Consider the following 26,596-nt stretch of genomic DNA (forward strand, 5'->3'; position numbering starts at 1 on the left):
ATAATTAGTTTGTTTTTTTTCATGTGTGTAAAATTTGGTTTAGTTTATTGCGATATTAATTACTATATCGTTTGCGTTATAAAATTAGCTAACGGCATAAAAAAACAGTGTACACTATTTCGTCAATAGTGTACACTGTAATTTAAAGCATTGATAATTAATTATTTGAAAAGTGTACACTTTTTACCCGGTACTGCAATTGGTAGTTTTTTGGAGTAGTGTCGTATACTTTTTTAAATTCCCTGTAAAAATAGGACCTATTATTAAAACCCGATTTATAGCATACTTCAGATACGGTGAACTTATCTTTTCGTAAAAGCTCTGCCGAATATTTAAGCTTTATTGTGCGTATCAGGTCGCCCGGAGATAAGCCAAAAACTTCTTTAGTCTTTCTGTAAAGCGTAGAGTTACTGATACCTAATTCTTTTTCGATAAGGGCACTATTAAGATTTTCATTTTCTATATTCAGGCGTATAATATCGATGACATTACGTATAAACGCCCTGTCTGTATTGTTAACAGGAATGTCTTTAGTATCGTTTATAACAGTATCCTGGGTAAAATGCTGAAGAATAAGTTCTTTTTCCTCAAGCAGCTTTTGTATGCGTATCAGTAAGTGTTCAGGATAAAACGGTTTTGGTATGTATGAATTGGCTCCTTTTTCAAGCCCTTCTATCCTGTGAAGCACCGAATTTTTAGCGGTAAGCATTATAAAAGGTATATGGCATGATCTTACATCAGTTTTTACCTTTGCACATAATTCTACGCCGTCCATTTGTGGCATCATCACGTCGCTTACAATAATATCGGGCAATTCGGTTTCCATAGTCTCTAAAGCTTCAATACCGTTGTAAGCAGATATAACCTTGTATTTCTCTGAAAGGAGGTCATTAAGAAAAAGATGGATCTCTTTTTCATCTTCGACGATCAAGACGCTTTTCTTAGCTGCCTCTACAACTTCAAACGCAGATATCTTTGCAGGAATCTCTTCAGTTTCCTCCTCGCTTGTGGTAGTAAGGATATTTTTTAGATGTTGAGAAACCAGCACAGCGGCGTTTTCCCTGTCTATCTCTTTTTCCGAAAATGATGACTCGTTACACGGAATTAAAATCGTAAAGCTCGTTTCTTCATCCGGTATGCTTTTTACCAGGATTTCACCTCGTAATACAGTAACCAATTTTTTAATAAAGGCCAGGCCAATCCCTGTACGAAAAAGCTCTGTATCAGAAGTCTGGTTTGTGTCCGAAAGAAAAAACCGGTCAAAAAGCGAATCCAGTTTGTCTTTAGGAATACCCTTTCCTGTGTTTGAAATGGTAACGTTAAGCCTCGCCATTTCCTCCCGTTTCTCAAGCCTGCAGGTTATTGTAATCTTTCCGTTAACAGGTGTATACTTAAAGGCGTTTGACATTAAGTTAAATACTATTTTTTCCAGCTTATCCTTATCAAACCAGCCATGCAGTTCTGAAGGAACATCAATAGTGTAATTAATATTTTTATCAAGTGCCCAGTCATCAAACAGCTCTGCAATCTGCTCAATCAGGTTTACAAGGTCAAACTTTTTAACTGTTACATCAAGATATTCATATTCTGCTTTTCTAAATTCTAGCAACTGCTGGGTTAGAAACAACAATCTGGAAGTATTCCGCTGTATCATACTGATGAACTTTCTGTTTCTACCATTAAGATCACCGGTCTCCGACATTTTTTGTGCCGGGCCCGCTATTAGCGTAAGTGGAGTAAGGAATTCATGGGCTATATTGGTAAAAAAAGTGAGCCTGTTTTCGTGTAATTCTTCTTCGTGCTTTATGAAAAGAAGATTTTGCTGTAATGATTTTCTTTTAAGATAATAACTGCGTACAAAAAGTATAAAAAGTACTGCAAGCAATGTATAAGCAAGAAGTGCGATGTTAGATTGCCACCACACAGGCTTAACAGTAATGTTTACTGCGTGTACTGCCTTACTCCATACGCCGTCTGCGTTAGACCATTTGAGCCACAATTCATAATTACCACGGGGTACGTTAGTAAACGAAATTATTTTACGGCTGCCTATAGTATTCCAGTATTTATCAAATCCTTTCAGCTGGTAGGAATAGCTGCATTTTTCGTTATTCGTAAAAGTAAGCGCTGTGAGATGGATGTCGAAAAAGTTCTGGTCATGTTTTAAGTTAATAGATGTATAGCTTGCGGCATACGGAGAGATCACCATTCCCTGAGCATAGGGTATCGACTGATTCTGCCCGCTTATCCTGTCAATAAAAAGATTAGGTATATCAACAGACTCTTTTATTTTTTGAGGAAGAAAATAATTTAGCCCTTTAATCCCGCCCATAAATATATAACCTGATAAATCATCATAATAATATGCTCCATCTGCAAATTCATTATTCTGCAAGCCCTCATTTTTAGAATAGTTGGTAAACTTATCCGGATTAAGTGAAACGTTAGACAGTCCGAAATTTGTGCTAACCCATAAATTTGAGGCTGAAAGTGGTACAATTCCATGAATTGTGTTATTAGGGAGGCCGTCCTTTACCGTAAAATTTTTAAAAACGGCATCGCCATTATCTCTAATTTTTTGCAGAAGATTGAGCCCATAACTTGTCCCTACCCATAGCTTATTATCAACTCCCTTTACAATACACAGAATATCGTTACTGGATAAACTCCCCGGATCACCCGGTATATTCTTGTAAACCGTAAAACTTCCATTTCTTTTATCAAAAAGATTTAATCCTCCTAAGCGGGTACCAATCCACAATTTGTCGTTGCCTTCAGGTATTATAGAAAATATTACATTGCTGCTAAGCTTCTTCATTCCTGAGGCATCGGCAGCATATCGTTTGAAATCGGTAATTTTTAATCTGCCGCCATCGCGGACTATTTTGCAGCTAATCATTCCATAACCATTGGTGCCAAGCCAAATACAACCGGCTGCATCCTGATAAATGGTGTAAACAGACCTAAAATAGTCGCAGCTTACACTGCCCAAAATTTCATTCCAACCTGTAATTTTAGAATTTTTCAAATCATAGATTGTGAGGCCTTGTCCATCAGTACCTATAAAAACAAGTCCGTCGTTGCCTTTTGAGAGTGCATATACAGAATTGTTTACGGGGCTGTTATCTTCATTATATTTTGTAAATGCAAGAGAAGGATCCTGACTAAGGTAAAAATTGCCAGAAAGGCGAAAAAGTCCCTTTCCTTTTGTACCTACAAAAAAAGAATTGTTATCTGCCTTTAAAAATGACCTTACAATGCCGCCTTCAAGTTCCGGTATCTGTGATTTGGAAATAAGGCTGAAAGATTTTTTTTGCGGATGCAGTTTAAAAATACCGTCACCATCTGTACCTGTCCATAAAATATTTTCGTTCCCTTGTAGCAGGGTGGTAATCTTTTGTCCAAATATGTACTTTAGCCATGGCATTGTCATTTCATTCCCATTGCGGTCTACGGCAGCATATCCGTTTCTTGTAGATAAGATTAGGCCCCCTTCAACACGCCCGGTAATGTTATCTATCGTTTTCCCGCCGAGAATTTCGTTGTACTGATGATTATTTTTTTTAAAATACCCTGCCTTTCCTGTTGTAAATATGCTACAGATAGTCCCGCTTGGCATTACTTCAAAAGTTTTTACCTTACTCTGAATTTGTTCAATTTTTGATATTTTTTTCTCTCCATTAACCGCAGTACTTATATGCAGAGAATACAGTTCATTATCATCAAAAAGAACGAGCATCTCTGCTTTATTTAAAAACTCTATTTTTTTTACCGTTTTATCTGGAAAAAAATCCCCTTTGAATCGTTTAAAAACATTTCCGTCATAATAGCCTATACCCCATCCTTTTACAGCACAATAGATATGATTTGAAGCGTCCAGAGCCATATTGAACTGCGATTCTGAAAGAGGTGTTTTATTGTCTCCCGAAAAATAGTAACGGTAAAATGTATCGGTATACTTGTCGTAACGATTAATACCATGAAGCGTAAGTATCCATATATTTCCGTTGGAATCCTCCCGTACTTTTAAAACAACCTGATTACTTAACGAATTCTTATTGTCAGGTTCGGGTCTGAATATTTTAAAACTGTTGCCGTCGTAACGGTTCAGCCCATCCCATGTGCCTACCCAAATAAGGTTTTCAGAATCTTGAAATATGCAATTCACAGAACTGTTAGATAGGCCTTTAGTATTATCTAACTGATCTGCAGAATATTTTTGATCTAGCGGCTGGGCATCGTTTTTAGCCCGGCGATGAGTGCGGGATATTTGACTGTCAGATTCTGAATTATTGCGATTATTGCAACTAAAAACAATCACAATAATAAAGATAATTGAAAAATATCTTGCTTTAGATAGCATAGTGGCGGTCTTAATTAAGTTTGTTGGGGTACTATGCTAATGTACAAAACATTTATAGATAAACTTATCAATCGGTTACCGTATGTAAACTGCACAGTATATGAACATTTAGATTAACAAATAAAAAATTCATGCAGCTTAACAGAAATGTATTTGAAAAGTAAATGCATTGAGATATTCTATTTCGAAAAAGGTTTGATAATGATGGAAGTGGTAAGGATAAAATTATGACATTTATAAGCGATTCCATGTGTTATAGCATAACTTTCCATAGAATACCAAGACATAAAAAATATAATGGGATTAACAGATAATAAAGACCTATTTTCAAACTATTTTTTACTCGGGCAGAAATAACGCAAAAAAAATGCATATATACTGTAGAGAATTAAAGGCGCTTTTATAATTCCATAACAAAAAATAAACCTGACCTGGATTATGTTTTCGATCTCAAATACAAATTTACGTATGCTAACAAAGCTCTACTTACAGTGTGGGGCAAAAGCACAGAAGATACACGCGATATTACCAATTTAAAACGTATTTAATAAAGATTACAGCACAGTGAAACACGTTTTTCGTAACATGATTGATCAGTGATTTAGCTAAAATTGACATAACTAAAAATGGCGCCATTGCTTTACAATGGCGCCATTTGGCTTTTGTGACCTCGACTGGATTCAAACCAGTAACCTTCTGAGCCGTAATCAGATGCGCTATTCAGTTGCGCCACGAGGCCGTTTAGCTTTCAGTTTGTAATTATCTGCGATATTTATCATCCTGATTGCGGGTGCAAATATAGATATTAATCATTAAATTGCAAGACTAAATGGATAAAAAAACGCAAAAAAATGACATTGAATCAGTATATACGTGACATTCAGGATTTTCCAAAAGAAGGAATTTTATTTAAAGACATCACTCCGTTGCTTGCAAACCCTAAAGCTGTAAAAGAATGTATGGCTTTACTACTAAATAATCTAAAGGACAGAAATATTGATACGGTGGTAGGTGTTGAAAGCCGGGGATTCTTTTTTGCTACACTATTAGCTTATGAGCTTGGAGCAGGTTTTGTGCCTGTGCGTAAACCGAAGAAGCTGCCATTTAAAACGATTTCAGCGACGTATGAGCTCGAATATGGAACAGATGTACTGGAAGTTCATACTGATGCAATAAAACCGGGAGACCGCGTCTTAATTCATGACGATGTACTGGCGACCGGCGGAACTGCCGCTGCAGTGTGTGAATTAGTAGAAAAACTTGGTGGCGAGATCGTGCAATGCAATTTCCTTATGGAATTATCTTTTCTTAACGGAAGGCAGAAATTAGGTGGTCAGGAAGTATATGCTCCATTAGTATATTAACCAAGCGAACGCGTTGTTACATAATATTTCCAGGCAACAATGGCTTTTTGCAATTTTGTCGCTTTAGAAAGGTCAAGTTGCTCTTTTGTATAATTTGGCAGCAGCCAATGGTTTAGTTTTGCTAAAATTTTAAACATGGCTAATTGTTTTGGTGTATTCAAATATAAGAAAAGGCTGCCTCAACCGGGCAGCCTTTAAGAATTTATTAGGTTTGCTTACTCTGAAGCTGCAGATACCGTCAGTTTATCTTTTATTTTACCGATGTAAATATCAGGTATGGTAGAATCCTTTTTTTTGATGTCCCACGATCCTGTAGCTTTTGAATTCGCATTCTTATCGGCTAGTTTTATTTTTATTGAAATTATTTTCCCTGTGTTGTTTCTCTTTATGTCTGAGTACTCAGTTTTTATCCCTGCTTTTTCAAGATCTTCTTTGTAACTATTTAGCTGAATGTTTGTAGTTGTGCTGTTTATCATAAAATAGATGTTTTCTCCATCATTCGCTATTATAGTTCCGTCATTATACCTTAGAGTCTGAACGGTAACAAAACGTGATGAGCCTGAATTCATTTGCCCTACATTTTCTGTTATGCTTGTATTGATACTTCTGTTCGTGACATTACCAGCATTTGAAGTAAATGAATACGGATCAGGAGCTGTTTTGTTTACAGAACTGCTTATAGGATTTTCAATTTTTGCTGTCGTTAGAACGATGGCACCATCTTTCGCTTTAACATTATATTTTTTAAGAGCGCTCGCCGCATCAATCTCCATTATAGTTTCAAATTTTTCGCCCGGAGGTGTGTCAATATATTTCGAATTTTGAATTTCGCCATTTACTATTACAACAACATCCCTGTTTTTTCTTCTCGAATTTATATATTCGGTTGGGCTATGAATCTCGTGCTTAAACTTTTCTTCGCTTAATGGAGATGTCGTTGTTTCCGCTTTTGCAACACTCACTTCAATTTTATTATAAGATATGATGTTCTTGCCATTTTTATTTTTTTTCTCAATGCTTAATGTAAAGGGCAAGATAGCTGTATTGTCGTCAGACGTTACTTCATATACAGGATAGTTCAACTTGTGGTCTTTGTCTTTTACCATTACTTTAATAGCAGTAATTTCACCTTTACTATTTCTACGGACGTTTTTAAAGAAAACATCTGCATCAAAAATGTCTTTAAACATTTTTTTTCTCTCATTCATAACCGCATCTGTAATATCTTTATCTATTCTTACTGTTGCATCTGCTGGGTAAGTCAGCTCGCTACCGTAAGCAACAGCTTCTTTTGGCTGTATTTCTTTCTGTGCAGTACTTATTTCTTTTTTTTGTGTTATTGTCCGTTCCTGAGCTACAACTTCTGTCTGAAAGAAATATATAAAGGCACCTACAACAGGTACTATAATAGCAAACTTTATAAAGTTCAGTTTTTTAGATTGTTTCTTATTCAGCATGATGATTCGTTTTTTGATTAATGATTGGTAAAAATGGTTAGTTATCGCGATGCATTGTGGCTGCAGGGTAATCTTAAGAAGTGTTTTTTGATATGCCTCACTATCAGCTACAGCTTTAATGGCTCCCGCATCTGCAATAAATTCAAGATTTTGTGCAATTTGTTTTTTGTAAAGCCAAATGAAAGGGTTAAACCACAATACGATACACGCCAGCTGACTTATTATCATATCCAGCGAATGTAGCTGGCTGCTGTGCACTTTTTCATGCGCAATAATGTTATTCAATTCCTCAGTACTGAGGGCAGATGACGTAAATACAATATACCTGAAAAATGAAAATGGCGAGATGTTTTTATCTGTGTCTATAAACTTAAATCCGTCAACTTTTTTTAGATTTTGGTTTTTAAGAATAGTGCTCACTCTGTATATATCTGCAATAAAGCGGAATAAAAAGAATAACGCTCCGATCAGGTAAATAATTCCTGCAACATACCACAAGTTCATCTCAAAAGACTCTTCGAGAGCCGGTGCCGGTGCCGGAATTACCGGAAGACTTTTGGTTGTAATTTGTTGAAGTATGGGAGAAGGATCGACCCAAATTATCTTTGTTATGGTAAATAAGGGGAGTATAAATGAAGTAGCTATTCCACTGATAAGAAAGAAACGTATGGAAGAGAAAAATGTATCCTTTTTAAGGAAGAAGTTATATGACAGTGAGAAAAGAGCTATCAATGCCGATACTTTTACGAGGTATAAAAACAGATTTTCCATACTATTGATTGTTCTTAAAGTACGGCGACCGTAAGGCCGCCGTACAGCTATAATAATTACTTATTAAAATTTATAACTAACTCAAAATTTTAATTCGATTTATTCTTTTCCCTGATTTTTTCCAGCTCTTTTTTGCTTTTTTCTATTTCGGCTTTCATTTTTTCGAGTTCAATTTTTGCCTTCATGATTTCCTTTTGTGTTGTAAGGAATTCCTTTTCGCTCTGGATTTTTTCTCTGTCAGCTCTTAGCCTTTCAGCGTTACTTGTTTCTCTACTCCTCTCATTTTTATTGCGTTCAGCACGGCTTATTTCCCTGTTCTTTTTCAGGTTTTCGCGTTCAGCTCCCATTGCCAGCCTATGCGCTTCTCTCATAGATTTTTGCACTTCAGGATCATTCATTGCTCTTTGGGCTTCTATACTAGCTCGCTTCATCTCCTCCTGAATTTGTTTCCTGTCTTCTTTAGACAATCCTTCAACATCCATTATTTCCTGCCAGTCTATTTCGCTAAGTGCCTTCATGCCTTCTTCTACGCCCATTTTTGCATATCCCATAATATCTTCCATTGGAGGCATTGGAGGCATCGGAGGCATTGGAGAAAGACCTGTAATCTGGCCATCTCCGGGGTTGTAAGTGTAGGCAAAACCGTTTGGCAGTCGCGGCATATTTAACGGAACTCTTTGAGTATTTATCTCTACAGCACCTTTTCTGGCTTCTTTACCATATTTCCTTTTGGCTTCTTTGGGCGAAAGCACGTTAATTCGGCTTATGGTTTGGCCATTAGGGAACTGTATGTTTGAAGCATCGGCATCTTTTTCCTGTTTTTTACCGTCTACAATAACCAGTGCTCCTTTATAGACATTTGTAACATTAGCTCCGCTTTTAAAATAGCCGATGCTGTCGTTTTCTACATCCTTTTCATTAACTGCAACACCATTAGAACAACCTGTACTGCCTGTTGAGGCATAACTAATGGAACCAGCGCTAAGACTTAAATTTTTGCCCGGATTGCCAAAAAAGAATTTGTTTTCGCCACTATGGCTATTTTTTTCTATTTCTATAGTAAACGCCCTGATGGGACCATTACCTTTCATAACAAAATCTTTTGAGTTCTTTTTGTCTTTTACATTTACTTTGATAGATGTGATCTCGCCTGAAGCATTTCTTTTAATCTCGCTAAAAGTCACATCTGCATCAAACTCCTTTTTAAAGACTTTTACTTCTTCGTTTAGCTCTTCCTCTTTAGCGTCTTTATCAACACTAATAGAGACTTTTGTGTCGTCAGTTAATGTACTGACAACTGTTGCTGCTTTTTCCTGTGCTATTACTTTTACCTGAAAGGCAAGCATAAAGGCTGCCAGCGCCGGGAGTACAATAGCATACTTCCAGGAATTTCGTCTCTTAGACTGTTTTTTGTTTAACATAACGATTCGTTTTTTGATTAATGATTGATAAAAATGATTAGTGATTGCAATACACTCCGGCTGAAGCGTAATTTTCAGCAGGGTTTTTTGATACGACTTTTTGTCGTCCAGCTGCCTGATTGCAACAGCATCTGCAATGAATTCAAGGTTCTGTGAAATTGATCTTCTATACAGCCACATTAAAGGATTAAACCAGAAGGCAATACAAAACAACTGGCTGATTATCATATCTACCGAATGTTTCTGCCTGCTGTGCACCTTTTCATGGCTTATAATACTTTCAAGTTCTTCACTTGCAAGCATCTTTGAATTATAGACGATATAATTAAAGAAGGAAAAGGGTGATGAGACCTTTATTGAATCTATAAGTTTATAGCGCCCGTCTTTAGTAATTTTATTGCCTTTTAATATACGTCTTATGGATGCGAAATCCATAACTAGACGAAGAATAAAGAATACCACTCCTAACAGGTATATAACAACTACCACGTTCCACCAACTTATTGTTAACGACTTTTCAATTGCTGCATCTGCCTGCAATTGCTGCTGCATTGCAAGTAGCTGATTGATATTTACCGTTTGCAGGGCTTGCTCTGTAACTTCTGCCTTAGGGGCAGGATCTACCCATATAACTTTAGTATATTCTGCAAATGGCAGCAGGGCAGCAGTAAACAGTCCCGCTAAAAGGAAACCACGGTTAGAGGTAAAAAAAGTCTCTTTTTTAAGCAGGGCGTGATATGCAATAAGAAAAAGTGCAATAAGACCCGATGCTTTGGCTGCATATATGATAAAGTTTTCCATATCATTCCTTTTTTTCTATCATCTCAAGAATTTCGCGAAGCTCTGTAGCGCTTATTTTTTCTTCTTTCGCAAAGAAAGATATCATGCTTTTATAAGAGTTGTTAAAGTAACTCTCTATAGCATTGCTCATAAAACCTTTTCTGTAGTCTTCCTTACTTACCACAGGATAGTATTGATGTGTATTACCATAAGCATTATGATTTACATATCCCTTTTCCTCAAGGTTCCTTATTATGGTAGAAAGGGTATTGTAATGAGGCTTTTCATCTTCAATTTCCATCAGCACATCTTTTACAAAAGCTTTTTCAAGCTTCCATAGTATGTGCATTATTTCTTCTTCTTTATTCGTTAACTTTTGCATGGTATCTTATTTAGTATTCCAAACTTAAAACTATTTTTTTAGTTACACAACTATATTTGTAGTTATATAACTAAAAAGTTCGTTTTTTATTGCAAATATTATTTTAGATTATTGTAAGAAATTTTAAAACAGCAAGTTGAAATTTTGTATTTCAAGAAAAAAGCGCCAATTGCTTTACAATTGGCGCTTTTTTATATAAAAATATTTAGATCAATAGATTCATAAGGCTTGGCCGCTCATTTAGATAATCAATAAAAAATCCCTGCGATTTCATATTGTCATTCAGGGATTTAAAATCGCCTGCATCTTTCAATTCTATACCCACTATCGCCGTACCCTTTTCTTTTGAATTCTTCTTGGTGTATTCAAAGTAGGTAATATCGTCATCGGGACCAACTACATTCATAACAAATTCCCGTAGTGCGCCAGGCCGCTGCGGAAATTTTACCAAAAAGTAATGTTTTAACCCTTTGTACAGCAACGCCTGCTCCTTGATCTCCTCCATCCGGGTAATATCGTTATTGCTGCCACTAATAATACAGACAACAGTTTTCCCTTTGATTTCTTCCCGGTAAATATCAAGGCCTGCTACCGAAAGGGCTCCTGCAGGTTCAGCTACAATTGCATCCCTGTTATAAAGCGAAAGGATCACTTCGCACACGCTGCCTTCATCTACCGTGATCATGTCATGTAAAGCCAGTTTACAAATATCAAATGTAAGATTACCCACCTGTTGCACAGCAGCACCATCAACAAATTTGTTAATGCGCGGCAGATATACGGGCTCTCCTTTTTCCATAGCCATTTTCATACTTGGGGCGCCGGAAGGCTCTACCCCTATAATTTTCGTTTCGGGAGAGAGTAAATGAAATACACCTGAAAGTCCGGCAGCCAGCCCGCCACCGCCTACCGGCACAAAAACATAATCAATCGGCTTTGCTGACTGCTCTAAAATTTCAAGGCCAACAGTTGCTTGCCCTTCTATTATATAAGCATCATCAAATGGGTGAATAAAAATGGTGCTATTTTCAGCGCTATATAGCAAAGCAGCTTCTTTCGCCTCATCAAAAGTATCACCTGACAGAACGATCTGAACGGCATCTGCACCAAACATCTTAACCTGTTCTACCTTTTGCATAGGCGTAGGAACAGGCATAAAGATTGTTCCCTTAATACGCATTTTATTGCAAGCCAGTGCAACCCCCTGTGCATGATTACCGGCACTGGCACATACTATACCCTGTTCCAATTCTGAATTAGAAAGTGATGCCATTTTATTATAAGCACCTCTTATCTTGTAAGAACGTACCTGTTGCAGGTCTTCCCTCTTAAATAATATATTGGCATCGTATTTTTCAGAAGCTGTCCTGTTGTACGCCAGTGGTGTTTCATTGATAATGCTTTTGAGCCTTTCTGCAGCGGTTCTTACATCATCAATACAGGGAAAATAGGTTAAGGGTTGTGTATCCATAGTGATGATTTAATTATTTTCAGGTCGTAAGCTGCGCACCGTTTTGCCTGCCTGCCACATTTCGCTCTCGCGCAACTCACGCAACTCAGCTTCGAGCTTAACGCGATAATCGGGTTTACTGTTACTGTCTATAGATAACTGTGCCTCGTTGCCTGCCGCGACATTTTCGTACAATTCTTCAAACAATGGCGACGTAGCATCGCGGAAACGTTTCCACCAGTCTAATGCCCCCCTTTGTGCTGTAGTGCTGCAATTGGCATACATCCAGTCCATCCCATTTTCTGCTACCAATGGCATAAGCGATTGCGTAAGTTCTTCAACCGTTTCATTAAATGCTTCAGACGGGCTGTGCCCTTTTTTACGCAACACATCATACTGTGCCGCAAATATGCCCTGTATAGCTCCCATTAACGTTCCACGCTCTCCCGTAAGATCGCTGTATACTTCTTTTTTGAAATCGGTCTCAAAAAGATAACCACTGCCTATAGCTACACCCAGTGCCACTACTCTGTCCCAGGCTTTACCAGTAGCGTCCTGATAGATGGCAAAGCTGCTATTAAGTCCCCGATCCTGTAAAAACATACGGCGCAGCGACGTTCCTGATCCTTTTGGGGCTACAAGAAACACATCAACATCTGCCGGAGGGACAATACCTGTGCGTTCGTTAAAAGTAATACCAAAACCATGGGAGAAGTATAATGCTTTACCCGGCGTAAGGTGTTTTTTTACCGTAGGCCAATACTCTATCTGTGCGGCATCACTCAACAGGTAACAAATGATTGACCCTTTTTCAAGCGCTTCCTCAATCTCAAAAAGCGTTTCTCCCGGAACGAATCCATCGGCTACTGCCTTATCCCATGATTTTGAGTTTTTACGCTGGCCAACGATAACGTTTATGCCATTGTCTTTCTGGTTCAGTGCCTGTCCCGGTCCCTGTACCCCATAGCCTATAACGGCAACAACCTCATCTTTAAGCACCTGCCTTGCTTTATTTAACGGAAATTCTTCTCTTGTTACTACGTTTTCTTCTGTTTCTCCAAAATTTAATTTTGCCATTTTAGTTTGTTTTTTATAGTATTGATTGTTTGATTTTAAAGTGTAAATTCTTTATTTGGTTTGCCAATTTTCTCATCATTAAAATGAGGTTTCGACGGATGTTTCTCTTCAAACTCCAGTAGTGTCTGATGCAAACCCTCGCTGGCTTTGATGATGGCTATACGCGCGCTTCTTACAAATTCTATAAGTCCCCACGGCGCAAGAGCATTTGCTAAGGCATCTATCTCTTCCCTGTGGCCTGTAGTTTCAAATACGGTATAATCATTACGGATCACAACTGTATTAGCGCCGTATTGCCTGAGTAATCGCTCTACTTTTACCTGTTCGGCGATAACTTTTGTAGGCACTTTATACATGGCCATTTCCTGCCATACAAGTTCTTCATCTTTGTTGTAAAATGCTCTTAACACCTCAACTAGTTTCGCTATCTGCAATGTTATTTTCTGCACCATATCTTCGCTATGGGTAAGCACTATAGTAAAGCGGTAAATGCCGCTTACTTCCGTTGGACCTGCGTTAATGCTGTCGATATTAACTTTCCTTCTCGAAAAAATGATGGCAATACGGTTTATCATACCAATATGATTTTCTGTATAAGCCGTTATTGTGAATTCCTGTTTCATGATTTGATTGTCTTAGATTAATTACATTTCTTCACGGCTTAATACAATCCCTGATACGCTTTTGCCTTGTGGTACCATTGGGAAGACATTGTTCTCCTTGCCTACCATAACTTCTAACAGATAACTGCCGTCGTTGTTCAGCATCTCCTCAAGAGCACTTTTCAGGCCTTCCCTTTTTGAAACACTTTGCCCTAGTATGCCATAACCTTTAGCTACCATTACAAAATCCGGACTCTGGATATCTACAAACGAATATCTTTTTTCGTGGAAAAGCTGCTGCCACTGGCGCACCATACCTAAAAAGCAATTGTTCAGGATTACGATTTTTACATTAGGTTTAAACTGCATAATAGTTCCCAGTTCCTGTATCGTCATCTGGATACCACCATCACCTATTATGGCTATTGTTGGCCTTGTAGGATCGCCGTAGGAAGCCCCAATAGCTGCCGGAAGCGCAAAGCCCATTGTACCCAATCCCCCACTTGTAACATTGCTTTTAGAATGGTTATACTCGGCATAACGACAGGTAACCATTTGGTGCTGGCCAACATCAGTTACTAAAATTGCGTTGCCTTCGGTAAGTTCGTTGATAAGACGTATTACCTCACCCATTGTCAAAACCTCATCGGTAGGATATACTTCGTTATGGATTACCTTATTCACTTCTTTCTCATAGCATTCTTTAAATTTATTATGCCATTCTTCGTGTGTTTTTTTGTCTACTAATTCAGTTAGTGAAGGCAGTATTGTTTTGCAATCGCCAAGTAGCGGAACATCGGCCTTTACATTTTTGTTGATCTCGGCGGCATCTATATCCATATGGATGATTTTTGTCTGCGAAGCATACTGGTCGAGCCTACCGGTAACGCGGTCGTCAAACCGCATACCTATAGCGATAAGCACATCGCATTCGTTAGTCAGGAGGTTCGGGCCATAATTACCATGCATCCCCACCATCCCAACACCTAACGGATGATTTGTAGGGATGGCACTCATACCCAAGATTGTCCACGCCGAAGGAAGCCCTGCTTTCTCGATAAAAGCTTTAAATTCAGCTTCTGCACCACCCAATATCACTCCTTGTCCAAAAACTACAAACGGACGCTTCGCATTATTGATCAGCTCAGCTGCTTCTGCAATCTTATCTTGTTTTACAGGCGGATACGGGCGGTAACTTCTTATAAAACTGCATTTCTTATATCCGTAAAAATCTACCTTTTGCAGTTGCGCATTTTTTGTGATATCAATAAGTACAGGCCCCGGCCTTCCTGAAGCGGCAATGTAAAAAGCTTTCGCTAGTACTTCTACAAGTTCTTCGGCATCAGTAACCTGATAGTTCCATTTTGTAACCGGCATCGTAATGTTGATCACATCAGTCTCCTGAAAGGCATCTGTACCTAAAAGGTGTGCAAATACCTGACCTGTAATGCATACAAGCGGTGTACTGTCTATCTGTGCATCGGCAAGGCCGGTAACGAGATTTGTAGCACCCGGTCCGCTCGTCGCGAATACAATTCCTGTTTTACCAGATACCCTTGCATACCCCTGTGCTGCATGTATGGCACCTTGCTCATGGCGGACCAATATATGCTCAAGCCTGTCGGTATAGTCATACAGCGCATCATAAATAGGCATAATAGCCCCACCGGGATACCCAAAAATGGTTTTTACCCCTTCCTGCAAAAAAGCTTCAAGCAATATCTGCCCCCCACTAAGGGATATGGGAGCCTCTTTTGCAACGGGTTGTGTTATTTGTTCTACAGAATTATCCATAATCAATTTTGGTTAGGCCTCGTCAGTAACACAGCCCTCTGCAGCCGATGATACCGTTTTAGCATATTTATACAACAGTCCTTTTTTTACTTTAAGTTCCGGCTGTATCCATACAGCTCTCCTTTTACTTATTTCTTCGTCGCTCACTTTGAGGTTAAGCGTGTTATTCACAGCGTCTATCTCTATAATGTCGTTATCCTCAACCAGCCCTATAACTCCGCCATCAAAGGCTTCAGGGGTAATGTGGCCTACTACAAAACCATGCGTACCTCCGCTAAAACGGCCATCGGTTATAAGGGCAACGCTGTTACCCAGTCCGGCGCCAATAAGGGCACTTGTAGGCTTAAGCATCTCAGGCATACCCGGTGCACCTTTAGGGCCTTCGTTCCTTATCACGATAACATCGCCCGGTTGCACTTTCCCCAGCGATATACCTTCTATCAGGTTTTTCTCGCCATCAAACACACGTGCAGGGCCGGTAAACTGTTCACCTTCCTTACCAGTAATTTTTGCCACGCTTCCTTTACTTGCGAGATTACCATACAGTATCCTTAAGTGGCCCGTAGCTTTTATAGGATCGGATAATGGCCTGATTATTTTTTGGGTATCAAAATCCAGCGATGGTACATTTTCGAGATTTTCAGCCAGTGTTTTTCCTGTAACTGTAAGACAGTCGCCATGCAGCAGCCCTTCCTGTAAAAGGTATTTCATTACAGCAGGTATGCCGCCTTTGTTATGCAGGTCCTGCATGAGGTATTTACCGCTGGGCTTAAAATCGGCCAATACCGGTGTAGTGTCACTCATTCTTTGAAAATCATCCTGGGTAACAACCACATCTACACTTTTTGCCATGGCAATAAAGTGAAGTACTGCATTAGTGCTTCCGCCAAGTATCACTACAATACGCATGGCATTTTCAAAAGCTTTGCGCGTCATGATGTCAGACGGTTTAATGTCTTTTTCTAAAAGTAATTTAATGTACCTGCCTGCCTCAAGGCATTCTTCCTGCTTTTGGGGGCTAAGTGCAGGGTTAGATGACGAATAAGGCAGGCTCATACCTAACGCTTCTATAGCCGCAGCCATAGTGTTTGCTGTATACATACCACCGCAGGCTCCGGCGCCCGGGCATGCATTGCGAATTATCGCCTGGTATTCTTCTTGGGGCAATGCACCCGCTATTTTTTGTCCGAGCGCTTCAAAGGCAGAAACTATATTCAGATCCTGGCCTTTATGACATCCCGGTGCAATTGTACCGCCATATACCATGATGGACGGTCGGTTCAGTCTTCCCATAGCTATAATGCTGCCTGGCATATTTTTATCGCATCCCGGGAGGGTTATGAGTCCGTCATAATATTGTGCACCGCAAATAGCTTCAATGCTGTCGGCGATAACATCACGGCTTACCAGCGAGTAACGCATGCCATCGGTTCCATTGCTCATGCCGTCGCTAACGCCAATGGTGTTGAATACAAGCCCCGCAAGTCCCTGCTCCCATGTACCTTTCTTGACTACTGCTGCCAACGAGTTGAGGTGCATATTGCATGTATTTCCGTCATATCCCATACTGGCAATACCTACCTGTGCTTTTTGCATATCGTCATCAGTAAAGCCTATCCCGTAGAGCATGGCTTTTGCTGCAGGCTGTGTATCATCTTGCGTAAAAATCTTTGAGTAACTATTTAATTCTGTTGCCATGGTTATCGTAGCTGAAGTTTAAATTCTTCAAGATTCTTACCCACAACAAGGTTTCTGTAAGCATTTTGAATAAGGCTGCTTACGCTATTATCCCAGTCTTTGGTAAATGCTACATCGTCTAATGATTCAAGCGCCACAACTTCAGCAGCTGTTCCACAAAAGAATGCAGCATCAGCCCCGCGCATCTCATTAGGCGTAAAAAACTTTTCATAGACAGGAATGTCCAGCTCTTTACAGATATCAAAAACCGTGGCTCGTGTAATTCCCGGTAGTATACTGCCTTTTGCAGGTGTATATAAGGCGCCTTCTTTTTCGTAAAACACATTAGCCCCTGAGCTTTCGGCTACGTAACCGTTAGAATCCAGCACCAGGGCCTCATCATACCCTTTATCTTTAGCCTCCTGGCATGCAAGTATAGAATTTACGTAGTGTCCGCTCACTTTTGCCTCAACGTGAAAAGCTTTAGGATTCGGACGTTCGTAAGACGAGGTCATGATACGCATCTTATTAGCCAGATAGCCATTGCTCCACTCCCACGCTTCTATAGCCAGATAACTCTCCTGTCCTTTGGACAATCCCATATTGGGCGAACAGATAAGCAACGGCCTTAGATAAGCATTACTAAAGTTGTTTATTTTAAGCAGTTCATATGACAGCTCTGTAAGCTGCTCTGTTGTATAGTTAAACGGGATGTGCATTGTCTCCGCCGATTTGCGAAGCCTGTCGTAATGCTCTTTCGGCTTAAAGATTTTGGTGCCGTTTTCTGTATGGTACGACTTGATGCCCTCAAATACCGCATACCCGTAATGGAGGGATTGCCCATAGAGATCGGTCTTTGCTTCGGCAGCTTTTACAAAGTTTCCGTTGAAATAAATTACTGTGTTATTGTCATAATACATATATAGATGTTTTAAAATTTGGTCATAAAAAAAACCCTCCTCAAATGAGAAGGGCTGCAAGGGTTATACTATACGAGTATGCCTTCCTTCTCACTTGGGTAAGGGAATAATGACAATAATCGCGATAATAATTGATATGTTCTGCATAGCTGTAAACAAAAAAAGCCGCTCCTTTAGGGAACGGCTCTGTATATTTATATTAAATTATTACACTACCATTCCTGCTTTATTGCTAATGACAATAATGCTGATAATTGATATTGTAATGATTGTATTTGTGTTCATATGTTTTGTAATAATACAAATGTAGAAAATATTTTAACCCGTGCAATCTTTTTCTTATTTATTTTAATACTAAAATAAAAGCCTCCTGTTCTTTGAACAGGAGGTCACTTTAATGTGTATTTTTTTTAATTCTAACGCCAACCAAGTGCCGGGGCTACATGTTCCATTATTGCAGACAATACATGCACATTGTAGTCAACGCCTAACGTGTTTGGTATAGTAAGCAACAACGTATCGGCTTCCTGAATAGCTTCGTCCTGAGCTAACTCTGCGATGAGCTTGTCCGGTTCAGCCGCGTAACTCTTCCCGAATATTGCACGCTTATCACTTTCTATATAGCCAAAACTATCAGCCCCCCTGCCCTGTTCTCCAAAGTAGTACCTGTCCTGGTCGTTGACCAGCGCAAATATCGATCGGCTCACTGAAACCCGCGGTTCCCGCTTATGTCCGGCTTTTTTCCAGGCTTCCTTATATAATCTGATCTGCTCCGCCTGTTGAATGTGGAAAGGTTTTCCGTTTTCATCATACTTAAGCGTAGAACTTTGCAAATGCATACCGTTTTCGGCTGCCCAGATAGCAGTGGCATTAGAGGCTGCTCCCCACCATATACGTTCCCGCAGCCCTTCTGAGTGTGGCTCAAGACGCAATAAACCGGGAGGATTCGGAAACATTGGCGATGGATTTGATTGAGCAAATCCTACACCATTAAGCCTTTCCAGAAATTCCATGGCTTTTTTTCGACCCATGTCTGCATCTGTCTCACCTTCCGACGGCTCATAACCAAAATAGCGCCAACCTTCAATTACCTGTTCCGGCGAACCTCTGCTGATTCCTAATTGCAAACGCCCTTCAGAAATTATATCTGCCGCGCCCGCATCTTCAACCATATATAATGGGTTTTCATACCTCATATCTATTACCCCGGTACCTATCTCTATCTGCTTCGTTTTGGCACCTATTGCGGAAAGCAAAGGAAAAGGCGATGCCAACTGCCTCGCAAAGTGATGCACCCGAAAATAAGCACCATCTAACCCTATTTCTTCTGCTGCTACAGCCAGATCAATGGACTGGAGTAGTGTATCGCTTGCCGTACGAGCCTGATAGGAAGGATGATTGGCCCAATGTCCAAAAGATAAAAATCCTATTTTCTTCATAGATAGCTTTATTAGTTACTATTCCCAAAGATACACATGATTACCGAGCGACAGTACAAACTTTAACCGGAAAATTTCCGTGTTTTAATAGGACTGATGTTTACCAATAAATTATTTTCTTAGGCTATAAGCCCAAATTTATAAGTAACGGAATGGTTACAGATTTGACCCGGACGTAATATTGTTTCCGGAAAATGTTTATGATTTGGGCTGTCAGGGTATAACTGGCATTCTAAACAAAGTCCGTCAAATGGTGTGTACGGTTTTCCGTGTGCCGAATCTACATCACCACCTAAAAAATCTCCCGTATAGAGCTGCACACCCGGATATGTCGTGAATGTTTCCATTTTTCTTCCTGAATTTCCTTCCCATAATGTACACATGGCTTCATCCCGTTTTATGTCCGAATCAAAAATGTAATAATTATTGATACCGCCGTCTTTCATAGCATCTCCCATTTGCTGTCCGTTAAAAAAATGGCTGCCCGCCGGAATAATCTTTCCTGTAGGGATATAATCGGGACTACTTTCAAGAATGTTAGATCCTTTGATTATAAGACGGTGTGCCTGTATCTTCTCGTCGCATCCTGAAAGATTAAAATAAGAATGATTGGTCGGGTTTACTGGAACAGGCTTATCTGTCATTACTTTGAAATCTATAATGAGTTCATTATCGTCCGTCCATTTATAGGTTACCCTGGTTTCTATACTGCCGGGAAAGCCTCCGGCACTATCTATGCTTTTATAGAAAAAGATTACTTCGCTATCAGAAATAGTAAAATCAAAAACCTTATTATGAAAACCCGCGCTGCCACTATGGTTGTTATTTACCCCGTCATTTGTATCAAGCGAATATATTTTACCATCAATCTCAAATTGCGCATTAGCGATCCTGTTAGCAAATGGCCCTACCGTTGCCCCCATGTATGAAGGATCTGTTATATAGCCTTCTGTCGTCGGATAACCTAAAACCACATTGGCCTTTTCTCCATACCTGTCCGGCACGACTATGGATTTTACTATGGCTCCGTAATTAATTAGATCAACATAATTACCATGATCATTCGTAATTCTGAATTCGAATAGACCTTTGCCACCATATTCTCCAACATTCTTGTATTCTATCATATAATATATAATGATTATAGCTATTTTTTAAATATGCCTTTTCAGTCCAATAAATTTTATGCAATTTACTTTACATCGCACATCAAACGTAATAGCAATTCAAAAATACTTTTGAATCTTTTTACTAAAATGGATATTCGTTTTAAAAATATGGATTAAATTACGCTTCATTAATTTAAATTAACGGTGATGGATACTTCAATAAAACAGGGTTTTCTTGGACAGCGAATGATCGTTCTGCCCAAAAATATCATATCCGGAATTAAGAAAAATCCACTTATTGCATCTTTATATTTTAGCGATATAGGCTTTTTTCCGAATGCCAGCCATCACGAAATACGACGTAAAAACGGAAGCAAGCAATATATACTTATATATTGTTACAAAGGAGAGGGAGTAATTTCTGTAGAGAACCGAGAGGTGATTGTTAAAGCCAACACCTATTATATAATACCACCCGGCGTAGCCCATTCTTATTATGCAAAAGAAAGTAATCCCTGGAGCATTTACTGGCTGCACTTTACAGGGGTGCAGGCGCCTTACTTTTACGAAAAATTTGCGGCACAGCATCCTGACGGCGTTCCATTACTGTCGTTAGAAGAACGCCGAATAAGCCTTTTCGATTCTCTTATAAGTGTAATGGAAAGCGGCTATAGTGAATCAAATCTTGAATATGCAAACCTGTCATTATGGCAATTGCTCAATGCATTTTTATACGACCGCTTTTTTGCTGACGAAGTCAGGAAAAATTCAGAGAATAATACAGTTGATGCCGTTATAGAGTATATGAAAAAAAATCTGGATTCAGTACTTAAAATTGATATTATAGCGGCACATTTCAATTACTCGCCATCACACTTTTTTACACTTTTTAAAAAACGTACCGGTTATTCGCCAATACATTATTTTAATTATCTAAAGATACAAAAAGCCTGTCAGTACCTTAGCTTCACAACCATGAGCGTAAAAGAGATAAGCTTTGCCCTTGGTTTTAACGACCCATTGTATTTTTCACGTTTATTCAAGAAAATAATGAGCACTCCACCATTGCAGTACCGCAAGGAATACCGCCATTAACGCAACCGTTTTCGATACATCGTCAAACCATACTACTTTATAATAGTATTGTCCATTTTTTTAAAAATAATATCCATAGCTAAAAGGTTATAGCCCGCTAAATTTACAACTGCTTTAAAAACCTTTTATGAAAAATTATAACTATACATTTTTACTGTCCATTAGCCTTGTAGCAGCACTGGGTGGTTTACTCTTTGGGTATGACTGGGTGGTTATTGGCGGTGCAAAACCTTTTTACGAAGTATTCTTTGGCATTGCCGACTCACCTGCCCTTCAGGGATGGGCAATGAGTAGCGCACTTGTGGGCTGTATGGCAGGAGCTGCAGTTGCCGGTTCGCTTGCCGATAAATATGGCCGACGCCCTCTACTTATAGTTGCTGCTATTTTGTTTAGCATCTCGATGTATGGCACTGGGGCTTCGCAAACTTTTGACGCTTTTATTACCTGGCGCATTATCAGTGGTGTTGGCATTGGTATAGCATCTACGATTTCGCCATTATACATTGCAGAAATTGCACCTCCCGAAACCAGGGGAATGTTTGTATCCATAAATCAGCTTACGGTAGTTATAGGTATACTTAGCGCTCAAATTACAAATATGCTTATTACTGAGGCAATCCCTGACGGATTTACTCCTGCCGATATACTGGCTTCATGGAACGGCCAAACCGGCTGGCGCTGGATGTTTTGGGCAGGTATGTTTCCATCGGTATTATTCTTTTTGCTGATGTTTTTGATACCTGAAAGTCCGCGCTACCATGCAAAAAAGGGCTTATTTGAAAAAGCAGGAGTAACGCTAACAAAAATTGGGAATGCGAATTATGCTTCAATTGCTATAACCCAAATCAGGGAAAATTTTATAGTTGAAGATCGTAAAGCCAACCTGAAATTACTTTTAGACAAACGAACACTTTCTATACTTCTTATAGGTATTGTTTTGGCTGCTTTTCAGCAATGGTGCGGCATCAATATCATTTTTAACTACGCCCAGGAAATATTTGTTTCGGCAGGATACAGCATCAACGACCTGTTTATGAATATCGTTATAACAGGAAGCATCAATCTTATCTTCACTATTGTGGCTATGGGTACAGTTGACAGGTTTGGCCGTAAAAAACTGATGCTGTTAGGCTCAGGCGGACTCGCAATAATCTATGCCATAATGGGGTATTTTTATTACGCCAATATTACAGGGCTTCCATTGCTTATACTGGTATTATTGGCAATTGCAATCTATGCCATGTCTCTTGCGCCAATAGTCTGGGTAATTCTTTCAGAGATTTTCCCTAACCGTATCCGTGGTATCGCGATGTCTATCTCCACCTTCGCTTTGTGGATAGCCTCTGCTCTCTTGGTACAAACATTCCCTTTGCTTAATAATACGCTTGGTACTTCGGGAACTTTTTGGATCTACGGCATGATATGCGCTGCAGGTTTTGTATTTGTATTACGTAATCTACCTGAAACCAGGAACAAGACCCTTGAAGAAATTGAAGAGGAACTTCTCTCTGACAGAAAGAATTCAGCCAAAAAATAAATCTATCTCCACGAATTATGAAAAAAGTAAATGTTTGGAAGGAAAAAATAATCCTTCCCACATATGAAGCGGGCAAACCTGAAAAAAACCCCGTATTTATTGAGAAAAGAGTTTATCAGGGAAGCAGCGGATCTGTTTATCCTTATCCTGTTATAGAGAAGATTGCCAACGAAAAGATTGATAAGGAATATCAGGCGGTTTTTCTTGAAAATGATTTTGTAAAAATAATGATACTGCCTGAACTTGGCGGACGTGTGCACATGGCCTATGACAAGACTAAGCAACGCCATTTTGTATATTACAACCAGGTTATTAAACCTGCACTGGTGGGGCTTACGGGTCCATGGATTTCAGGAGGTATAGAGTTCAACTGGCCGCAGCATCACCGTCCCAGCACTTTTGACGCTGTAGATTTTACGATAGAGGAATATCCTGACGGCAGTGCTACAGTATGGTGCAGCGAACTGGAACGTATGTTTCGTACCAAAGGCATGGCGGGCTTCACATTACATCCTGACAAATCGTATCTTGAAATACGTGCAAAGCTGTATAACCGTACTCCTTTTCCGCAAACGTTCCTTTGGTGGGCCAATCCTGCTGTTAAGGTAAACGATGATTACCAGTCGGTTTTCCCGCCCGATGTAAATGCAGTTTTTGACCACGGCAAACGCGATGTATCGTCTTTTCCCATTGCAAAAGGCACCTATTATAAAGTGGACTACTCTCCCGGAACCGATATTTCACGATACAAGAATATCCCGGTTCCAACCTCGTATATGGCAATTACCTCAAAATATAATTTTGTGGGAGGCTATGAAAATGATTCTAAGGGCGGACTTTTGCATGTGGCTAACCACCATGTATCGCCCGGTAAAAAACAATGGACCTGGGGGCATGGCGACTTTGGCCAGGCGTGGGACCATAACCTTACCGATGTAGATGGTCCGTACATTGAGTTAATGTGTGGTGTATATGCCGATAACCAGCCTGATTTTTCCTGGTTAATGCCGGGAGAACAAAAGGACTTTGTGCAGTATTTTATGCCTTACCGCGACTTAGGCATCGTTAAAAATGCTACACAAAATGCTATGGTTAACATAGAACCAGAAGGCGAAAATCTTATAATAAAGGCCTATACTACCGGAGTCTATCCAAATACAACTGTTACCGTAAAAAACAACGATACGACTATCCTTGAGGAAAAATACAATGCGTCTCCCGAAACATCATTTGAGAAGTCTGTAAGCTTTAAGAAAAATTCCCTTGAAGGATTATCTGTTACTGTGGCCGATGAAAAAGGAAATGTTTTAGTAGACTGGCAATGGGAAGGTGAAAACACCAATGAAATCCCCGAACCTGCAAAACCTGCACTGGCTCCTGCCGATATAGAACATAACGAACAATTATTCCTTACAGCACAGCATTTAGAACAATACCGTCACGCTACATATAGTCCAATCCCTTATTATGAAGAAGCATTACGACGCGATCCGGGCGATATTCGCAGTAATAATGCGATGGGACTTTGGCTAATGCGTCGCGCTAAATTTACAGAAGCAGAGTATTATTTCCGTACTGCAATAAAAACAATGACACAGCGCAACCCGAATCCGTATGATGGCGAACCGTTATACAATCTTGGTTTATGTCTTAAATTTCAGGGTAAGAATAATGATGCTTACGATGCTTTCTATAAATCGGCATGGAATGCAGCGTGGCAAAACCAGGCATACTTTACTATTGCACAATTGGATGCCATCAAAAGTGATTTTACCAGCGGGCTGACGCATGTAAACAAAGCGATATCAAAAAACACACAGGACCATAAGGCGCTTCATTTACAGGTAATATTGCTACGTAAATTGGGCAACGATAAGAAGGCGCTGCAACAGGCGGAAAATCATCTTGAAGAAGATCATTTTAATTATGGAGTGTTGTATGAAAAACACCTGATAACTAAAGATAGTAACACACTGGAAAAGCTGCAGGCACTGCTTCGTAATAACATTCATAACTATATTGAATATGCATTAGATTATGCAGCTGCCGGATTTTATGATGAAGCCATCAGCCTGCTTGAATTTGGCATAAATGCAAGCAACGAATATCCTCTTGCCTATTATTATCTTGCTTCCTTCTATCATAAAAAAGAGAATACCGATAAGGCAAAAACAGCTTGGAAAAAAGCTGCCATAGCCAATCCTGATTACTGTTTCCCAAATCAGGTGGAAGCAGTGCAGGCACTAACGCTGGCAATAGAAAATAACCCTGAAGATGCTAAGGCGCATTATTATTTAGGCAACTTCTGGTATTCAACAAGACAGTATGGCGACGCTGTTAATGCATGGGGAAAATCGGTAGGTATAGATGATAGCTTCCCAACAGCACACCGTAACTTGTCGTTAGCGTATTACAACAAACTGAATGATCCTGAAAGAGCACTGGCAAGCCTTGAAAGAGCATTTGCTTTAGATACACAGGATGCACGTATACTTATGGAACTTGACCAGCTCTACAAACGTCTTAACAAAGACCTTGTATTTCGTCTTGCCTTTATGGAAGAACATCTTGGATTGGTTATCCAACGTGACGATGTTTACCTCGAAAGGGTTACACTGTATAATCTGTTAGGTAAACACGAAAAAGCGCTTACATTATTACAAAACCGCCAGTTCCACCCTTGGGAAGGCGGTGAAGGGAAAGTATCGGGGCAATACATTATTAGCCTTACAGAAATAGCTAAGCAAGCCATTACAAACGGAGATTATGATACTGCCATCATCAACCTTGAGCTGGCACAGGTATATCCTGACAATTTAGGCGAAGGAAAATTACCCGGAGCGCAGGAAAACGACATCTATTACTTGCTGGGCGCAGCCTATGAAAAGAAAGGTTATACAAAAGAAGCTGATAACTGGTTTACAATGGCCAGCGAGGGCCTAAGCGAACCCGCAGCTGCCATTTTTTATAACGATCAGCAGCCGGACAAGATATTCTACCAGGGACTTGCATTACTTAAATTAAACAGGCCTGATGAAGCCAACAGCCAATTTAAAAAACTGGTTGCCTATGGCCAAACTCATAAAAACGATCATGTAACCATTGATTATTTTGCTGTATCCCTGCCTGATCTTATGATCTGGGAAGACGACCTTGACAAGCGAAATAAAATTCACTGCCTGTATATGCAGGGACTGGGGTATTTTGGTCTAGGAGATACTACTAAAGCTGAAAATAACTTTAAAGAAGTATTAGATGAAGAGAAAAGCCATTCGGGTGTGACAATACACACTGCGATGCTTAAAAGAGAAATGTCCGGTTGGGTTTAAAGTGCCGGGTTATTTGTATTTGGTGTAGA

17 protein-coding genes and 1 tRNA gene are annotated in these 26,596 nt (G+C 39.6%); 4 read left to right on the forward strand and 14 right to left on the reverse strand.

Features of this window, described 5'->3' with window-relative positions:
* Nucleotides 1-157: 157 nt before the first annotated feature.
* Together R1T16_RS15075 and R1T16_RS15080 are read right to left on the reverse strand one after the other, a co-directional pair.
* Nucleotides 158-4,363: a two-component regulator propeller domain-containing protein gene (locus R1T16_RS15075; RefSeq protein ID WP_317501953.1), complete on the reverse strand. Its 4,206-nt coding sequence runs from the start codon at nucleotides 4,361-4,363 to the stop codon at nucleotides 158-160.
* 665 nt (nucleotides 4,364-5,028) lie between these two features.
* Nucleotides 5,029-5,102: transfer RNA gene (locus tag R1T16_RS15080), tRNA-Arg, on the reverse strand.
* Between the two features lie 112 nt (nucleotides 5,103-5,214).
* Here R1T16_RS15080 and R1T16_RS15085 point away from each other — a divergent pair.
* Nucleotides 5,215-5,727: an adenine phosphoribosyltransferase gene (locus tag R1T16_RS15085; protein ID WP_317501954.1), complete on the forward strand. Its 513-nt coding sequence runs from the start codon at nucleotides 5,215-5,217 to the stop codon at nucleotides 5,725-5,727.
* On the opposite strand, the gene R1T16_RS15090 is transcribed toward R1T16_RS15085, so the two are convergent.
* From R1T16_RS15090 to R1T16_RS15145, 12 genes are all read right to left on the reverse strand, one after another.
* On the reverse strand, nucleotides 5,724-5,864 hold the full coding sequence (locus tag R1T16_RS15090; RefSeq protein ID WP_317501955.1) for an SsrA-binding protein: 141 nt from the start codon (nucleotides 5,862-5,864) through the stop codon (nucleotides 5,724-5,726). The genes R1T16_RS15085 and R1T16_RS15090 overlap by 4 nt on opposite strands.
* 78 nt (nucleotides 5,865-5,942) lie before the next feature.
* Complete coding sequence (locus tag R1T16_RS15095) at nucleotides 5,943-7,955, reverse strand: M56 family metallopeptidase (protein ID WP_317501956.1); 2,013 nt, start codon at nucleotides 7,953-7,955, stop codon at nucleotides 5,943-5,945.
* An 89-nt stretch (nucleotides 7,956-8,044) separates the two neighbouring features.
* Nucleotides 8,045-10,177: a M56 family metallopeptidase gene (locus tag R1T16_RS15100; RefSeq protein WP_317501957.1), complete on the reverse strand. Its 2,133-nt coding sequence runs from the start codon at nucleotides 10,175-10,177 to the stop codon at nucleotides 8,045-8,047.
* A gap of 1 nt (nucleotide 10,178) precedes the next feature.
* A complete protein-coding gene (locus R1T16_RS15105; protein WP_317501958.1) occupies nucleotides 10,179-10,538 on the reverse strand; it encodes a BlaI/MecI/CopY family transcriptional regulator in 360 nt (119 codons plus the stop codon).
* A 205-nt stretch (nucleotides 10,539-10,743) separates the two neighbouring features.
* Nucleotides 10,744-12,009 carry a threonine ammonia-lyase IlvA gene (ilvA, locus tag R1T16_RS15110; protein WP_317501959.1) on the reverse strand — a complete coding sequence of 422 codons (1,266 nt, stop codon included), beginning with the start codon at nucleotides 12,007-12,009 and terminating at the stop codon, nucleotides 10,744-10,746.
* A gap of 9 nt (nucleotides 12,010-12,018) precedes the next feature.
* A complete protein-coding gene (gene ilvC / locus R1T16_RS15115) occupies nucleotides 12,019-13,065 on the reverse strand; it encodes a ketol-acid reductoisomerase (protein ID WP_317501960.1) in 1,047 nt (348 codons plus the stop codon).
* A 35-nt stretch (nucleotides 13,066-13,100) separates the two neighbouring features.
* Nucleotides 13,101-13,688 carry an acetolactate synthase small subunit gene (ilvN, locus tag R1T16_RS15120; protein WP_317501961.1) on the reverse strand — a complete coding sequence of 196 codons (588 nt, stop codon included), beginning with the start codon at nucleotides 13,686-13,688 and terminating at the stop codon, nucleotides 13,101-13,103.
* Nucleotides 13,689-13,709: 21 nt separating this feature from the next.
* Entirely contained in the window at nucleotides 13,710-15,461 is a 1,752-nt protein-coding gene (gene ilvB, locus R1T16_RS15125; RefSeq protein ID WP_317501962.1) for a biosynthetic-type acetolactate synthase large subunit, read from the reverse strand.
* Between the two features lie 12 nt (nucleotides 15,462-15,473).
* The gene (gene ilvD, locus R1T16_RS15130) at nucleotides 15,474-17,159 is read right to left on the reverse strand and encodes a dihydroxy-acid dehydratase (protein WP_317501963.1); all 1,686 of its coding nucleotides are present in this window, start codon (nucleotides 17,157-17,159) and stop codon (nucleotides 15,474-15,476) included.
* A 2-nt stretch (nucleotides 17,160-17,161) separates the two neighbouring features.
* On the reverse strand, nucleotides 17,162-18,058 hold the full coding sequence (locus R1T16_RS15135) for a branched-chain amino acid transaminase (protein ID WP_317501964.1): 897 nt from the start codon (nucleotides 18,056-18,058) through the stop codon (nucleotides 17,162-17,164).
* Nucleotides 18,059-18,474: 416 nt separating this feature from the next.
* A complete protein-coding gene (locus tag R1T16_RS15140) occupies nucleotides 18,475-19,497 on the reverse strand; it encodes an LLM class flavin-dependent oxidoreductase (protein WP_317501965.1) in 1,023 nt (340 codons plus the stop codon).
* Between the two features lie 119 nt (nucleotides 19,498-19,616).
* Nucleotides 19,617-20,624 (reverse strand): aldose epimerase family protein, encoded by a 1,008-nt coding sequence (locus R1T16_RS15145; RefSeq protein WP_317501966.1) that lies wholly within the window; start codon nucleotides 20,622-20,624, stop codon nucleotides 19,617-19,619.
* Nucleotides 20,625-20,813: 189 nt separating this feature from the next.
* Here R1T16_RS15145 and R1T16_RS15150 point away from each other — a divergent pair, with 189 nt between their 5' ends.
* The 3 genes from R1T16_RS15150 to R1T16_RS15160 all read left to right on the forward strand — a co-directional run bounded on the left by R1T16_RS15150 (nucleotide 20,814) and on the right by R1T16_RS15160 (nucleotide 26,567).
* On the forward strand, nucleotides 20,814-21,701 hold the full coding sequence (locus R1T16_RS15150; protein ID WP_317501967.1) for an AraC family transcriptional regulator: 888 nt from the start codon (nucleotides 20,814-20,816) through the stop codon (nucleotides 21,699-21,701).
* 127 nt (nucleotides 21,702-21,828) lie between these two features.
* Nucleotides 21,829-23,238 carry a sugar porter family MFS transporter gene (locus R1T16_RS15155; protein ID WP_317501968.1) on the forward strand — a complete coding sequence of 470 codons (1,410 nt, stop codon included), beginning with the start codon at nucleotides 21,829-21,831 and terminating at the stop codon, nucleotides 23,236-23,238.
* A gap of 17 nt (nucleotides 23,239-23,255) precedes the next feature.
* Nucleotides 23,256-26,567, forward strand: a complete 3,312-nt coding sequence (locus tag R1T16_RS15160; protein ID WP_317501969.1) for a DUF5107 domain-containing protein — start codon at nucleotides 23,256-23,258, stop codon at nucleotides 26,565-26,567.
* Nucleotides 26,568-26,596 lie beyond the last annotated feature (29 nt).

Origin of the sequence: Flavobacterium sp. DG1-102-2 (assembly GCF_033042555.1) — a bacterium.
GTDB lineage: Bacteria > Bacteroidota > Bacteroidia > Flavobacteriales > Flavobacteriaceae > Flavobacterium.